This window comes from Parabacteroides caeci, from assembly GCF_023656795.1.
Taxonomy (GTDB): Bacteria; Bacteroidota; Bacteroidia; order Bacteroidales; family Tannerellaceae; genus Parabacteroides; species Parabacteroides segnis.
Window position 1 is genome coordinate 89550 of record NZ_JAMOKT010000015.1, and the last position, 17684, is coordinate 107233.

7 protein-coding genes are annotated in these 17684 nt (G+C 44.5%); all 7 read right to left on the reverse strand.

Going from position 1 to position 17684, the window contains the following annotated elements; translation table 11 throughout:
• Positions 1-108 precede the first annotated feature (108 nt).
• Complete coding sequence (locus NBH15_RS10065; protein ID WP_250822587.1) at positions 109-2451, reverse strand: glycoside hydrolase family protein; 2343 nt, start codon at positions 2449-2451, stop codon at positions 109-111.
• Positions 2452-2524: 73 nt separating this feature from the next.
• Complete coding sequence (locus NBH15_RS10070; protein WP_250822588.1) at positions 2525-5023, reverse strand: outer membrane protein assembly factor BamB family protein; 2499 nt, start codon at positions 5021-5023, stop codon at positions 2525-2527.
• A 26-nt stretch (positions 5024-5049) separates the two neighbouring features.
• The gene (locus tag NBH15_RS10075) at positions 5050-7329 is read right to left on the reverse strand and encodes a hypothetical protein (protein WP_128134612.1); all 2280 of its coding nucleotides are present in this window, start codon (positions 7327-7329) and stop codon (positions 5050-5052) included.
• A gap of 50 nt (positions 7330-7379) precedes the next feature.
• Positions 7380-9641 carry a hypothetical protein gene (locus tag NBH15_RS10080; protein ID WP_250822589.1) on the reverse strand — a complete coding sequence of 754 codons (2262 nt, stop codon included), beginning with the start codon at positions 9639-9641 and terminating at the stop codon, positions 7380-7382.
• Positions 9642-9692: 51 nt separating this feature from the next.
• Positions 9693-11975, reverse strand: coding sequence for a hypothetical protein (locus NBH15_RS10085; RefSeq protein ID WP_250822590.1), 2283 nt, complete (start codon positions 11973-11975; stop codon positions 9693-9695).
• Positions 11976-12350: 375 nt separating this feature from the next.
• Entirely contained in the window at positions 12351-14135 is a 1785-nt protein-coding gene (locus NBH15_RS10090; protein WP_128134614.1) for a RagB/SusD family nutrient uptake outer membrane protein, read from the reverse strand.
• Between the two features lie 14 nt (positions 14136-14149).
• On the reverse strand, positions 14150-17575 hold the full coding sequence (locus NBH15_RS10095; protein ID WP_128134615.1) for a TonB-dependent receptor: 3426 nt from the start codon (positions 17573-17575) through the stop codon (positions 14150-14152).
• Between the last annotated feature and the right edge of the window lie 109 nt (positions 17576-17684).

Consider the following 17684-nt stretch of genomic DNA (forward strand, 5'->3'; position numbering starts at 1 on the left):
GACTCTTGCACGTCCAACAGATTAAAAGGGAGCAAAATCCCCAATGACAACAAACAAATAATTTTTCTTTTCATTATTATATATGTTTTTATGGAACAAAATCCTCTATTACTTACTACTTACAACCATTTCCACCGTATCCCCCGCTTTTACCGACACTTTTTTCCAATTGGGGAAATTACAATACCCCAAAGGCTTCTTTGCTTGCGTTGAATGTTCTGTAAATATTGTCGTAACGGCATCAAAGCGCGTAGGATTACTTATTCGCAATGTGACTTCTTTTCCGTTTCGATGAACGACTTCTGCTTTCAAATGGTCAAATACATATAAAACATTCTTATCCGTTTGTACATATATGCCCGGAACCTCCAACGACATCAACAAACCACAATCTTCCGTCCAGCCATTAGAAGTTTTAAGGATCATGCCCATTGCACCCTTTCCATCCGCATCAGTCGTTTGAATACGTTCCATGGACGTACCCGGTCCCATACCGGTTGTTTGTCTTCCCGGCGTTTCCATCACTTCCGAATGCGCATGAATAATATCACACAATAGGTCAGCATATCGTTTTTGATTAGTCGCACGGAACAGTTTGAACAAATAATCACCCGAACCGGTACAAATACCCGGAGCGGCATGTTTGTTTTGTACACTGGCCCATATAGCTCCCGCGGTATTTGCTCCTAAATTCGCTAACGTTGAACCTGCCGGATATTCATAATCATACGACAATGTCCAAGTTGCAGCCAAATTAGCTGCCGTCTGGGCTTTTATCAACCACTTCTTATCTTTCGTTGCATAATACAACGCCATAAAAGATTCAACAAGACCGTAAGCGGAATCGGCATCAGCATCTTGCATGATATCTCCTGAATGAGCACAACTCAGCCCTAGACGAACGATATAATCCGAATAAAAATGGTCGGCTATTTCCTTGGCTGCCTGCAAGAAAGATTTCTCCTTAAAATATTGGGACGCCAATACGAGTCCTGCCGGTGCAATTGCGCCGGATGTCGAATGATAAATGATTATTTCGCCGGTAGCAGCATTCACGTAATTCCCTAAATCCTTATTTTCATTCCAAGTCTTGACAAACGCTTGTGCAAGGGCTTTGGCAGCCTCTTTCCATTCTTGCTTGATTAAATCACCATACCCCTGTTGTTCGAAGAGCATAAAATGTTTAATCATAAAAAACAAGACATCCGAATTTTTCCTCACCAATGCAGCCTCCGGTATATTATCCCTATCACTCAACACCATCCCATTCTTATAGGTACCATAAAGATACCCACTCTTTCCACGCATATTCGAGAGGACATAATCAAATGTCTTAACTACCCGTTCACGGGACAAAGCGTCATCCAATGCCAACATCGCATACGTTCCCATCAGGCCGCCAACCCATCCTATTTGATAACCGTCCGAATTTTCCATACGGTAAAAACTTCCCCCTTCAGGATTTTCCAGCCAACGGACATTATTCTTATAATCTGCCGTCAAGGATGTAACCATGCTGAACGGGCAAAGATTCCTTGAGTGATTTTCTCCCGTTACTACCTTGCGGACATCCATGAATTTATCCAAAAGGTCCGGGATTCCACCCGCTTTAAAACTATAAACCCGAAGTTTCATTCGTAATTCATCTCCGGCTTCCCATTTACAGGGCAGATCGCCACTATTCCTAAAATTACCAAACCCAGCCGCCTGCTCACGAACCCCAGGAGCACTAATAACAAAGGTTGCCATATCCTGAGATTCATTTTCCTCTATAAACATTCCATAGTTGCCCAAACGACTTTTTTGTTCCACAAGGATAATACATCCTCTTTGATCCTTCGGTGAAAAGAGACAAAAGGCAGGTGTTGCTAAATTACCGGTAAGCCCTTCTATTTTAGCCGCCTCCCGTTTTTCCGACAACCGAGGGCTGTTTGAAAACAAAAGAGGTACTTTTTTATTGTAATAATAGTAGGAAGGATAAGGTGCACAATATCCGTTGGTCTCCACATGGAACCTATTCCCATTGTAAACATAAGCAGGCATCAATACATAGTTTTCACAGCTCCAGCCCGTAAAATCAAAAGCCAAAGCCACTCCTGCAGAATCCAATTTTCCACGGGTAACCGAAAAGTCCACCTCCAAATCCAAGGCATCCGGTTGATCTGCTACTGCCGTTTCAACTATCCGACAATTCCAAGCATGATCCCATTGTTCCATTTTCCCTGCATCAAAAACCGTTGCCGATTTCAACACATTCCCGTTATAGCAGCAAACAAGCGGACGCACACTGCCACGCAGCGGTTCCAAAAAGTCTGATACCATCTGCCCATTGTTCGATTGGATTCCTGTAGCATTGGCTGGCAACCATGAACCTTTTCTATTGTCTTGAGCGTTGGCTATTTGCACCAACAACAGACATAACAGAACATTAAATATCCGCACTCGCTGCATAACTTATTGCTCCTAAAACGATAGTTATTAAAAATAATAGTTTTCTCATTATTATTTATTCGATACTATTACGTTACTTTTCATCTCCAACAAATCCATACACATTACCTGCAAAATCGGCCACGAATAGCATATTACCACTTACAGCTACTGTCCCCAACACGGCAGAGCCGAACTCATGTTTCCATTGCAGTTTACCGGTTTTACGGTTTAGAGCATATAAAACACCATCCGAAGCACCTATGTAGATTATCTCTCCGCTCCATACCGGGCTACTCTCTAAAGAAGATGCTGGGTCATCCAAAGATGGAGCTGTATAGATGAGTGATTTGCCCGGTTTAAAACGCCATTTAACCTCTAGCGTCTCCCTATCTACAGCAATAACGCCATCGGCGGAGGTGGCCAAGATAATTTCACTGTCCGTTACCAACGGGGCAGAGAGATTATTGATAAGGAAATCGAACTTTTTCTGAATAATCCGCTTTCCTGTTCGTGCATTGGCTACACACAATGAGGAATTGGAAGTAAAATAAACCAAGTCGTCTATCATTGTTGCCGAACCACCATAACCATACGCACCTCTTCCCCACAACATCTTGCCCGTTTGAGTATCATTGGCGTATGCAGCTTCCCAAAAAGTCTGAGCCACCAATACGCCATTATGAACAGAAAGGGTAGAGGCTGTCCCGTGTGAAGTATCCCAGTCTTTGTTACGCCAAACCTGTTCGCCGCTCTTTGCCCGCAAAGCACACAATGAATGTCCTGTCCCGGCATAAACAATCCCATCGGAGGTGACTAACCCATTGTCCAAAGGAACTTGTTTGTTCATTTCCAAATTCTTCTCCCAAACCAATTGGCCGGTTGATGCCTCTAGCGCATACAACCATCCGTTTACATCTTGGGCGAAGATGCATCCATCCTCGGCTGCGATACAACTACGTATGGAGTGGCGTACCGAATACCGCCATTTGACCTCCCCGCTTGCCATATCCATGCATACTACCGCAGCCTTCCCTTTGCCGTTGTCATCTATCGAAGCGGCATAGACAGCTCCCTGATAAACGATGGGGGAAGAGAAGAGGATATTGGAACCGATGTTTTGTATCCATGCTAATTGTAAGTGGGAAGGAAGCGTATCTTGTAAGACCGGTACATGTGCCGCATTTTGTAGCAGGTTAGCCCAGTCGCCGCCCGGTTTTACCGGTATATTCTTTTCGGGCAGGTAGCGAAACGTGCTACTTTCTTGCGACACCTCTCCATTTTGGAAAGTAGCCGTCACCGTCACTGTCACCAACTGTCCTTCGAGGGAAGCGGGCAATGTGAGGTCGGTACACCAACAGAAGTCCGTCTGCTGTCTTAACGGTTGGCCGGTCAAGTAACTCTTGTCCTGGCAGGAATAACTGCATGTTACCTTCCCAACCGGAGACACCGAAGAGTATGCGTTGACATACAAAGGAACTTTGCCCGCTGTCGTTATAGCTGAACATCCATTGTCGATAAAGGCTATTGTCAGCTTTTTATCGAAATAGGGATACCGTATTTCCGAAGAGAGTTCGCCCGCCTTGTCGACCGTCAGCACTCGGAAAGAGGCTGGCGTATGATTAAACGTGCCATGTGCCTGTCCTGGAGAACAAAGCATCAAGACCTCTGAGTCATCATACCGATACATGCGATGCTGATGCCAATGGCCATACAACCATGCTTTCAGGTTATAATCGGCTAAATCTATCCATCCGACATTTTGACTGCCAAACTTAAAATGGCCGTTGGCAGTCATCACACTATGGTTGAAAACAATGATAGGTTTGCCTTCCGAGACATACTTCAAATCATTTTGCAGCCATTGACCGATACGTTCCGACGTGAAGTCAGGTTTCCCATCACCTCTCTCCATAGGGGTGACGATATAATGAACATTACCCACTTCAAAGGAGTAATACGCCGGTCCGAAGAAGTTCTCAAAGCCTTCCTCTCCATACGCCCCACTACCTAAATCATGGTTGCCAATGCAATTAAACATTTGTGAAGAGGGCATATTCTCATTGTTTAGGAAAGACTTGTAGGCTGCAAAGTTCTCACGGCACACATCGCCGGTATGAATCACAAAGGCTATATCTTCATTCTTCACATAATCGCGCAAATCCTTTGAACTGGCGGCATGACCATCTACTGCTGTTTGGGCAGAATAATCCCCAATATGCGTGTCCGATATATGGATAAACCGGTGACTCCCGTCTACCTTCAAGCTTTTGGGATTGGCTGTCTGCAAAGCAAAGTCATAGGCCGATTGTTGCCCATCTATCCGCTGATAGAAAGAATTACTTCGATAACCGCTCGGAAGGGTTATGAAAACAAAACGTGCCTTCTCATGGCCGGGCAGGTCGAACAGTCCATCCTTGTCTGTCTGCACGACATTCAGTCCATCCGACACGGAGACACCGGAGAGTAGCATCTCTCCCCTGTCATATTGATTATTTCCATTTTTATCTACAAAGACGCGGCCGGAATACGCAGCCGAAGCTAATCCTGACACACTGGATGCCAATACGATACTTATAATTCGTTTAAACATAATTTTTTATCGTCTTATAAAATCACTTACGGTACAAAACAAATACTCTTCTCATCCTCCTTTAGCTCGAACGAACGCCCTTTCCGGCCATTCTCCATCTGGTACAATGTCCATTCGTTGTCCGCCTTCTTTTCCAAACGCCAGTTCAATGCCGGATTTTGCAACATCTTACGGATATAGGTTGGGAAAGCATTCGCCCGACGGGCATCTTCCCACGTGCGAATGGTGGCAAATATAGCTTCTTTTTGCGGGCAACTTTCCACCTCTTTTTGACTGAGAGGCAGGAAATAGGTCACGCCATATCCTACCGACATAGCCTGCACATGCTCATATTGTTCTACATAAGAAGTATCTTTTATGGCAAAGTTTCCTCCGAATGAAACCGGGAAATAATTAGAATAGGTCACATCACGCATGTCTTTTCCTTGACTAGTAACAGCGCACCAGTCGCGTTTCTCGACATCATACCGACCCACATTCCATACACTTTGGTAATGCCAAGAGCCTTCCGACAAGGTGGCTCCGGCAAAACGGATATAAGGGACACCCAGCTCTTTGGCCTTAGCAAACAGTTTACGGAAGAAACGTTTAGCGGAATAGTACCCGTGACCGTTGTTGAACAAGAATTCCTGCCCGTCGAAATCATAAAAAGTCACACCGCTACGGGCTGCTGTTTCTGCATAATATTCAGCTATTTTGTCCTGAAGAGCCAAGTTCGGGATCAATCCGTCATAACCATAGTTGATGGTCACCTGTAATTTATAGACAGGTTCATTGGCCTCATGACCGGTAGCCTGCGTACCCCAATATCCACGTGTCACATTTTGCAACGTATAAGGAGCCGTTTCGGAAACTCCCAGATAATGGATCAGTTCCTTTCCTATTTTTATAATATTCAAACTTTTACAATGACCTTCCCAACTGCCGATCTCTTCCAGGTATTTCGGATCGTCTACCACAATCAACGTATCTTGAGCCGTAATACTTTTCATCAACGTACGTTTTTGCTGGTAACACAAGCTATCACTCGGCACCGGACTGGCATCCATCGTTCCGGGAGCCAGCGAGTTAGTGATGCAGTCACGTCCCAACATCACCCCTTTGGTAGCCGACAAGTTTGCAAATTCACGATGCGACATATTGCCCGAACTTAAATGGAACGTCTTCCTTGCTTGGTCTTTCCCGTCCAGATACCCTTCGTTACCACGGTCAGGATGCAAAAATCCCTGATCACCTGCATAAATAGCAGGGAAACTTAACCGGCTTGCATAATCAGCAATACTATCATACTGGTTCCCATAAGCATACACATCCGGAGAATATGCAGCAGGGTCCTTGATCCATTTGCCGTTCACAGTCGGGTAAGGCAATCCTTCGGACAGGACAATATCCTGTATCACGTCCATCAAAGCCGTACTATCCGGACTTCCCCACAAAGCAATGGAAGAACCGATGAAATCGACACCCGGTATAGGTTCCACATCAATATGGTTCGGGATATTCGCCTTCATGTTCGGAATCAGGGAATAAAAGACCTGGCGCGGTTTGCTACGGTCGCGCGACTGATAATTCAAGTAAATACGTCCCAAGCTATCCACCATAGCGGCATTCCCATACATGATCCGGAAATAAGGTTCCTTGTGGGAATAGAAAGCCACATCACTGATACCGTCTCCTCCAAGCGTAAACACCTGTCCTTCATACAAACTGTCCGGCAACGGATAACGTTCTTTATCAGGCGTGTGGATGATGTATTGGAACGGAGCCGCATCCCCTTCTATATCAGCAGTACCACCTATGGTATTGTCATTGAGCGCCAACACGCCGATACTATAATTGACCACCTCACTGGTATCGCGAGCTACTCCGATAATTTCACCCAACAGGTTGGTGATGTTTGTATAATAACTGCCCCATTGAATTACATCGACACCGTTTCTCGGCTCCAAACTATTCAATGTCAATTTGAAATATTTATCGCAGGGCTTCAATGCAACTTCAGCCACAGAGCCATTCGGATATTCCAGCGTAAAACAGTGTTTTGCATCATCGAAAACGGCACTTTGCGGTGTATAATACACCTTTTTTTCTGAATCATATAACGACATCAACGGAGAGGATTTATCCGTTGGGCTGAACTCGCGTGCCGGTGACACCGTCGTATTCTTCATACTGGTTATATATCCCTTGTCATTTATACCGATACTGAAATAGTCGGTATTGAAGTTCCAAGTCTTTTCGGACATACAACTAAAAAGAAACAAAGAAGTGGCACACAATGAAAGGACTTTCTTATACTCTATCATACAGCTTGCTATTTATCTTAATTTGTTTTTACTATCCTATTATTCGTTATTCATTTCTTCACCCGATACTCCATTGTCTTACCAGCTTTCACCTTTATCTTTTTCCAATTAACAAAGGCAACGGCAGGCAACGGTTTAGCGGCTTCTGCCTCACTCTCGCTCAAGACAGAGATTTCCGCATCAAAAGGAGTGGTATTCGTGATAGACAAAACCATCTCGCGCTTATTTCCTTTTACCAATTTAACATCTACATGATCGAAGGCATAAAACATATTCTTATCCGGACGGATATAAAGACCTGGTAGTTCCATCGCCATCATGCAGCCGTTCAACTCATTCCAGCCATTACCTCCTTCACCGCCTAAGCCACGGGTACCTCTCAATTCGGCATCACAATAAGTCAAACGTTCGCTGATAAAACCATTCGGACGAATACCTTCCACATAAGCATGCCAAACATCATGTAACAATTCTGCATAACTAAAATCTCTGGTTTCCCTGAATATACGGAACAAAGCATCCGCCGAAGAGGTACAAAATCCCGGAGCACCATGTTTATTCTGCGTACTAGCCCATACAGCACCGGTAATCGGCGTTTTCAGCTTCCCCAACTCAGTATCTTCCGGCAATACATAATCAAAAGAGACGGTCCACGTAGAGCATAAATGAGCTGCCGCACGTGCCCTTGCCAGCCAAACCGGTTTACGGGTCAACTCATAAAGCGTATTGTAAGAAGTTAAAAAAGCAACTGCCGTTTCCGAGTCTGCATTTTGAAGGATATCCGCACAACCGCCGGAAGTAAAACCAAGCAAAGAAAAATGGTTATAATGAGCCTCCCCTATCTGTTCGGCAACCTCCAAATACTCCGGATTTCCATAATACTGCGAAGCCAAAGCAAGTCCGGCTACTGCCATGGCACCGCTGGTCGAATTATACACTTCGATCTCTCCGGTTTCCACATTTACATAATTACCCAGTTCACCGTATTTGTTCCAAGTATTCACAAAAGCATCTGCCAAACGCTTGATACTCGTTTCCCAATCCGGCCGGATAGCTTCTTGCCGGTTTTGGGCTTTCAACAACATAAACTGTTTCACCATCCAATACAACACATCGGCACTCTTACGAGTCAGGTTTATCTCCGGATGTTCCACACATCCGTCCCGTCCGAACACTTTCCCGTCCGAACCTAACGTTCCATAAAAATAACCGCTCTTCCCTTGTGCACGGGGCAAAGCGAAATCGAACGTGTTGGCCACCCTACGCAAATGTTCCGGATCATCTAACGCCAGCATCGGATAGGTATTCATCAAACCGCCTATCCATCCGAAAGAAATCCAATCGGCATTCTCCGGACAATAATATTCCCAATTATCGCATTTCAAATAACGGCGGTCGATATTAAACGTCATCAAACGCATCACTTCACTGGCGGGTTTCAAATTACGAGGATGGTTTTCTCCCGTCTGCAACTTGCGTACCTGATGGAAACGCTCCAAAACAACCGGAACGGCAGGCGCATCAAAAGCGAACAAACGCACACGCACCTTCACCTCTTCCCCTTTCCGAAAAGAAAGTCCCCGATCCGGGCTTTCGCTAAAACCGATAAACTGCGGCTTCTTCTCACGCACACCGGGTGCACTGACTATCATCGATGATACGGAACGATCCGGACTTTCTTCTACGATTAAAGCATGGTCGTAAATCGTTCCATTCTGTTCTATCCCTTGGTCAGTCAGCAAAACATACCCTTTCTGCCGGGCACGTTCCAACCAAGCGATAGCCGGAGTAGCCGCATTGTTCACCAACACCTCCAACTTGGATGGCGCACCAAACTCAGGAGACAATTGGGGTATCGGATTTGAGGTTAATGCCAGATCAGGCCTCCTGTAATCCGTTAAATCCAAACCTGTCGCATACGGACGGTTAACAATCCGTTGCCGGTTGCCGTTATAAACCACAGACGGTATCATGACATAATTATCACTACTCCAGTTATAACGGTCGAAAGCAACAGCCACACCTGCCGATTGCAGGGTACGTTTCGCCTTGAAAGTGTACTCATATACATATTGCGTGCCGTAAGGGGTTGCATGTCCTTCTGGCTCTCCGGCAAGGCTTACATCCCAATCTGAAGAGGCGGAAGTAATCTCCTCTGCCTTTACTAATTGAGCTTTATCGTAAGAACACTCCAACAGACGGATAGTACTTTTCGCCGTCCCCTCCTTAGGTAACCAAGAAACACTATCCGCATATATCAAATTACTGATTGTACCTAAACCTATGGCTAATAAAAACAGTTGTTTCCTCATTTTACTTTTATTATTCTTTACTATTACCATAATATTTCTTACATCATTCTCTTACGGAACAAAACAAAAACCGTTTTCATCCGCCTTCAAATCGAAAGAACGCCCTTTTTGGCCATTCTCCATCTGGAACAACGTCCATTCATTATCCACCTTCTTTTCCAACCGCCAACTCAATGCCGGATTTTGCAACATCTTACGGATATAGGTCGGGAAGGCATTCGCCCGGCGGGCTTCCTCCCATGTACGGATCACGTTGAAGATGGCATATTTCTGGGGACAACTTTCCACATCCTCTTGACCTATTTTCAAGAAATAAGTAGTTCCATGTCCTACTGCAATAGCCTCTATATGTTCATATTGCTCTACAGTCGACGCTGCCGTAATAGGGAAATTAACACCAAAGCTGGACGGGAAATAGTTCGCATACGTCACATCGCGCAAATCCTTTCCCTGGCTGGTCGTGCTTCCCCAGACACGTAAATCTGCATCATAAATATTCTTACCGCCACCTACATTCCATACGCTTTGATAATGCCAGGAGCCTTCGCTCAAACCGGCACCGGTAAACCGGATGTCAGCTGGCAAGTTCAACTTCTTTGCTTGGTCGAACATCGTCCGGTAAAACCTTTTAACCGAATAACCACCCATCCCGTTAAAGAACAAGAACTCCTGACCGTCGAAATCATAAAGCCCCAATCCTGACCGTCCGGCAACATCCGCATAATAACGTGCAAATTCATCCTGTAACTCCAAATTCGGGATAAGTCCCTGGTATCCCCAGCAAGTAGTCGCCTGCAACTTGTCGACCGCATCCCCCTTGCCATGGACTGCCGGTATCGTTCCCCAATAACCTCGTGCCACGTTCAACAACCGATAAGGCTTTTCTGCCGACACACCGATAAAATGAATCAACTCCTTCCCTATCTTTACGAAGTTAAGCGGACAAAACTGGTCCGAAGCGATCAACTCGTTCAGGTAATCCGGAGCATCCACATAAATCAAAGTATCACTCTCCGATATATCTTCACTCAAATAATGACGATTCAAGATACACACGCTATCTGACGGGAACGGGCTGCAATCTTTCGTGCCGGGAGCCAAAGAGGTCGTGATATTGGTACGCCCCAAAATCAAACCATCCTTAGCCAGAAGGTCGGCATACTCACGATGCGACAAGCTGGTACCATCCGAAAAACGATACGTCTTACGTGGCTGGTCCTTTCCATCCAGATAACCCTCATTTGCCCGGTCAGGAACCAAGAAACCCTGGTCATAAGCATTGATCACCTTCAATCCCATTTGCTTGGCATACGAAGCGATACTATCGTAGCGGTTCCCGTATGTCTGCAAGTCGGGCATGAAAGAGGTCGGGTCTTTCACCCATTTCCCGTTGAAAATGGGATGAGGTAACCCTTCTTCCAAGACAATCGTCTGGATGACATCCATCAACGCCGTACTATCAGGACTTCCCCACAAGGCGATGGAAGAACCGATATAATCGACACCAGGCACCGCTTGCCGCTGTTGGTGATAACGGAATTTTTCACTCACAAGCGCAACTCCTTCCGGTGTGTAAATCATATTTTCCCCGCGGCGGTCACGCGAATGGTAACGGATATTGATGCGTCCGTTGCAATCCACTCCCGCCGTGCTACCATACAACGAACGATAAAACAGCTCTTTCCGGTTATAAAAAGCCACATCGCTGAACCCGTCGCCCCCTACGGAAAAACTCTCTCCCTCATGAAGAGTCAATGGCAACGGATACTTCTCCGGATCAGGCGTATGGACAATGTAGCCCCCTGCGCCTGTCTCTGACGTATAACGCGACTCCCCGCCGATCGTATTGTCGTCCAATGCCAACGCCCCGATCGCGTAGCAGACCGCAGCCGATGTATCACGCGCCACTCCGATCATTTCGCCTAATACATTATTAATATTGGTATAATAATTTCCCCACTGCACACCATCGATACCCTCGCGCGGCGTTAAATCCTCCAAGGTCAATTTGAAATATTTGTCCTTTTCGTCCAACCGCACGGTCGCCACCGAACCGTTTTCATATTCCAGTTTGTATCTGCCTCCCACATAACGGGCTTTCTGCGGATAATAATAACGTTTCAAACCGCTATCGTAAAGTGCCAACAAAGGCGACGGCTGATCGGCCGGACTGAAATTGCGACTCTCGCGCGTCAGGTTATACATGCCCGTGATATAACCGTGCGAATCGACATCGATACCGAAATAATCGGTTTGAAAGGATTGAGACGTATTTAAATTACAGCCGGATAACAGAACAGTTACCGCTGCCAATGATAATAATTTCTTTTCCATCGTATAATTGTAGATTATTAAACAAAAATACAGGTTGGCTATTTGCCTAAACATAGCAAAAAACTGCCTTTTCAGTGGATTATTAGTGCTTTTAACCACCTTAACATCCTCCTAAAAACAAAGTAAGCCCCGATACCGGGGCTTATCACATCCAAGCCTATTCTATCTCAGGCCTGTCACTCTCCCCGTTGTCCGGACGCGCACCGACATACAACGTCACCGGATAGTCAATCAGGCGCGCCTGTTTCAAACGTGTGAGAGAGTATATAAATTTAAAGATTAAAAGTATTTTGCTTATAAGGTATGAAAAAGCATGCAGACAAATCTTTACAGATAAAATCTGCATGCTTTAGTCAATCAATTCAAATCAAACACTTATTTCAACGGGTCGAAAGTGCCGCCCCATTCGTTGTTTTGTTCCAGTTTGGAATTGCGATCCAAGTCATTCTTCTTGAGCGGATAGAACCAATGGTTGTTATCCAGGTTAAAACGATACAGAGTCTTGTCACCATCCACGCATTCGATATAATCGAAACGGAAAAGCTTATTGACTTCCGGATCGAACATGTCTTTTGCCCAATCGAAATTACCATTTTTCACTACACTGTAATCGTTGATAACCAACCAAAGAGACGAACGGTATTTGATTTCGTTCAGGATGTCGAAACGTTTCCAGCGACGCAAGTCGTTCCAGCGTTTACCCTCGTAAGCGAATTCGATGTAACGTTCGGTCATATATGCTTCGCGAATATCACCCTGTGAAGTAGCTGTAATACCATAGTTACCTGTTGTGTTTTCTATACCGGCACGTTTCCGGACATCATATAACACCTGCAATGCTTCACTGCTCTTACCTACTTCATTTGCACACTCACCATAGTTCATCAACACCTCTGTGAAACGAATTTCAACCCAATCAACCTGAGCTTCATATACTTTACTGGCATTAATGTTATAGTCAAGACCTTTGCGTTGATAGAAGTTCGAACTGGCTCCGGCAGCTTTTCCGAACTCATCCATGGTAAGGTGAGCATAAGCTCCATCGCTCAGGATATGCCAACCATTCCAATACTTATTGTCACCGATAAGTACATCGTTGCAGGGATACTCCGTACCCGGACAAAATATCGTGGCATGGAAACGTGGATCACGGTTATTGTAGAACTCATTTACGAATTCATGGTTATAATCCATATCATTGGCTAAACGGTTTACATCCAGCTCCAGCGGTGTTCCATCCGCTTTCGGAAAAGCCAACAGCAATGGCAAGATAGCCTCGTTTTGATCAGCCATATCCTTTGTCAAAGGAAGCGGTCGGATATTCTTCTGATCCAGATAATGGTCCGGACCGAAAAATTGGTTCACCATGATAACCTCGCAGTTTTGTTCGTCATACCAAATATCTGCATATTTACCTTGATACAGTCCTTTACCTACGCCCTGCAAGAAATCGACTGCGGCTTTGTTAGCCTCATAGGCCTGCTGCCAACGAGTCTGATCGTGGTTCGGATTAAATAGTGGACTGGCGTATGCCAACAGAACACGTCCTTTGAAAGCCATAGCACATCCCTTATCAATCCGGGCATAGTCGCTATCTCCCCATACATCCGGAAGCAAAGAAATAGCCTCATCCAAGTCTTTCACGATCTGTGCCATGCATTCACTTGTTGAATTACGGGATACCAACAATGAATTGATATCAGATACATCCTGCCCCTCCAAGATCAAAGGGACACCACCCAATGTGAACACCTTTCCCCAATAATCCCACGCACGCCAAAACAAGGCTTGTCCGCGCATTCGGTCTTTCTCTACCTGAGTCAAAACAGAAAGTTCAACCGTTTCCAGATTCGTTAAAAAGAAATTAATCCTTTCTATAAATCGATAATCCAAACCTTGCCCACTAATATCTACGGAATATTCTCCACGTACATACTGGTTCATTTCTGTCGGTCCATTCATACCCTCATCCGTATTGTTGGCAGCAATAGGCCAACCGGGCATCATGTTTCCATAGATGTTAGACAGGAACGCATTGATCATTTCAGAATTTTTCCATACTCCGTCCGGTGTGATGGAATTTGTATTTTCGTAATCCAGACTGCATCCATACATAAGAAAAGCACAAAGCAGACCTGCTAATAATTTGAATCGTTTCATTGTTTACTTCAGATTTAAAATTTCACATCAATACCAAAATTGAATGACCGCATAATCGGATAGGCATTGCCATGTTCCAGTTCAGGATCATAATATTTGAAGCTACTTAATACAAAAAGGTTAGACCCAGTCACGAAAAGCCGTACATTGTCAAATAGTTTATTGTATAACTGTCCCTTCGGCAGGTCATAGCTCAATGTGAGATATTTCAAACGCATGAAATTAGTCTTCTTCAACCAAAACTGACAGTCATCGTCCTTATATGTTCTCGGAGCATTTGCGCTCACCTGTTTCGGAAGCATGGCATTCGGGTTTTCAGGAGTCCAACTGTTGTCATACCATTCAGCCCATACACGGTTCCATTCCACATTGCCCGCCAAATCACGGAAAGAACGGTCTCTGCCCAACTCACCGGAGAACATCATGTCCAAACTGAGTCCTTTCCAACTACCACCCAAATTCAAGCCATATTGTACCGGGAAGTTCTTATCACGCAACACTACACGGTCCCAGCTATCGACAACGCCATCGGGTGTGCCATCCGGACCTGAATGGTCTTTATAAACAAGCATACCTAATTCCGGCTTCATACCTTTAAATGAATAATTCGGATGTTCCGCATTGAAAGCGTCCAACTCTTCTTGTGTACGGATAATGCGATCAAAATCATACGCAACCCAACGACTTGTAGATGTGCCGATAGGAATATCGATCCATTGAGCGTTTTCGGCGTAGTCTTTATATTTGATTTCGTTCCATCCATAAGACAGAGTCAAATTACCATAGTAGTTGAAATCGTGGCTTGCTCCCTTATACCCCAATTGCAAGTCGATACCTTGCGCGTTCATCTTACCGTAGTTTTCGGCAGGCATGTCACGGCTAAAAGTAGTAGGCAATGTTGCCTGACGATTATCCAAGATATCGTATGATTTACGGAACCAATAATCTGCACTCAAATTCCAATGATCCAGGAAGGTCATATCCAAACCGACGTTATAGTTCAATGCCTTTTCCCATGTCAGGTTCGGATTGACTACATTACCGTAATTCAAACCGACATGTTTAGAAGGATTCTTGCCGAAATAAGCCGGTAAGACATTATTGTTATCATTGAGCTTGACAGCCGTATAAGATTCTTGCCATTGCCATCCACCGACAGAGTCGTCACCGGTCAGACCGATAGAACCACGAAGCTTCATAAACTGGATCCATTTCTTGTTGAAGAAGTTTTCTTCAGACAGTACCCAGCCGGCAGAACCTGCCGGGAAGAACCCCCAACGCTGAGAAGGAGCAAAGTTCATGGAACCGTCTTCACGGAAAGAGAAACCTAACAAATATTTATTTGCATATGAGTAACTGAACTGTCCTACATAAGACATACGTCCGTTTTTATAAGAGGGATCTCCCCCACCGGAGGTGAACTCTCGCGAGCTACCTGCCGCCCAAAACTGGTCAGTCATATAAGTCGGGAAAGTTTCTCTGAGACCATAAACACTGTCATTGAACCCTTCGGACCACTCTGTCAATAATACCGCAGCCACATTATGCACATCGTTGAACGTATTGGCATAATTTAAATAGAAGTTCAACTGTTGAGTATCTCCCCATTTGGAATCCTTGCGCAAATAATCCCTGCCATATTGGCTGGACCGCTTAACCCCGACAATATCTTCATCTCGTGTAGACATGATACGTCCGTTGGCACCACTATGTTTGGTGATATACATATCATAGTTGGTATAATACCCGTTCACCGTATTGTGCGTCCAAGTCCTGTTGTATTGAACACTGGCACTCAATCCCTTCAGGAAAGGCATTTTATATGTTCCCTTTACGGTAAATGTCGGATTCAGACGCTTATCATAACGATATCCGTCATAACCCAATACACGGGCACCCACATTGCCGATCCAACCGTAATCAACCAATTTTCCACTATCGGTAAATACTGGCTGCTCCGGTTGCCAAATACGCAATTTACCATACGTATCGTATGCCCAATCCGTACCGTCACTGGCAATACGACCGATCTTGTCATTGGTTAATGAAAATCCGGTATACAATTCAAAATCGTCAGTCACTTTAGCCGTCACATTCATACGGATATTATATTTATCGTATGTAAGCGGAGACAAGAACCCTTGTTGTTTCATGTAGGAAGCTGCTCCAAAATAATGAATCCGGTCATTACCACCCGAGATATTCAAATTATGTGTTTGCGTAGTCGGGTTCTGATATACTTCATCCAACTGGTTATATCCGTATCCGCCATTAATAGAAGCGATATGGTCGATCTCTTCCTGTGTCCATTTACTGGTAGATTCAGGATTGACACGGTTATATATCTCGGCCGTTTGCACACCATCCGTCAGATCATAACCTTTCGTACGTGTATCGACAGAGAAACCATACGAATAATTGATAGTCGGCTTGCCAATCTTACCTTTCTTGGTCGTTACGATAACAACACCACCGGACGAACGTGATCCATAAATAGCAGCCGAAGCCGCATCTTTCAATACAGAAATATCTTCAATTTCATTTGCGCTCATCGCATTGAAAGACGTAGCATCCCTAACGACACCATCAATGACATAAGTTACCGGCTGCGGATTGTATTTTTCCTCTTTCCAGGAAGAGATGGTACGGATTTGTAATTTCGGATTTGTACCCGGAAGCCCGTTTTTAGAAGAGATATTGACACCCGCCATTTTTCCTGCCAATAAATTTGCAGCCGAGGCTGTCGGAATAGTCGTCAGGTTTTCTTCCATCTTCATGTTTGACACAGCTCCTGTTAATGACGTTTTTTTCTGTGTCAGATAACCGACCACAACAACCTCATCCAGCAATTCCGTATCATCCATCAGGACAATATTCAGGTTCATTTTGCCCTTCGTTGGTATCTCCTGAGACTTATACCCAATAAAGGAGATCTCCAATGCTGCATTATCTGCGACATTCAAAGTAAATTTACCATCTATATCCGTAATGGTACCATTCGTCTTGTCACCTTTATCTATGACATTGGCCCCGATTACCGGTTCATTGTTTTTATCGACAACGACACCTTTTACGATACGTTTCTGCTGGTTAACAGACTGGACTACGGTTACATCAGGTTTGTAAATGGAGATTGTCTTTCCTTCAACATCATATCGCACGTCCATCCCTTTAAAAACAGAGGCTAATACCTGTTCGATCGTTTTATTGTCTGCATTTACCGAAACCTTCTTCTTCACATTTATGTCGTTATTACGCACCAAAATGGAATAACCGGTCTGTTCTTCTATATCGTCAAGTACTCTGCTTATGGGAGCATTTTGACGATTTATAGTAATTTTTACATCTTGCATTATAGTATTGGCATACACAGATGAGGTTATTGCGCTCAATACTATAAATGAACTTAATTGTTTTATCAAAGAATAATTTCTTTTCATATCTTTGTAAGAAATTTGTTAGTTAACAACTAATTGAATTAAAATCTTTTGTGAATCGGAGAGAAGTGCCAACCATCTCCGATTCCTTTTTATCCACTCTCTATCATAA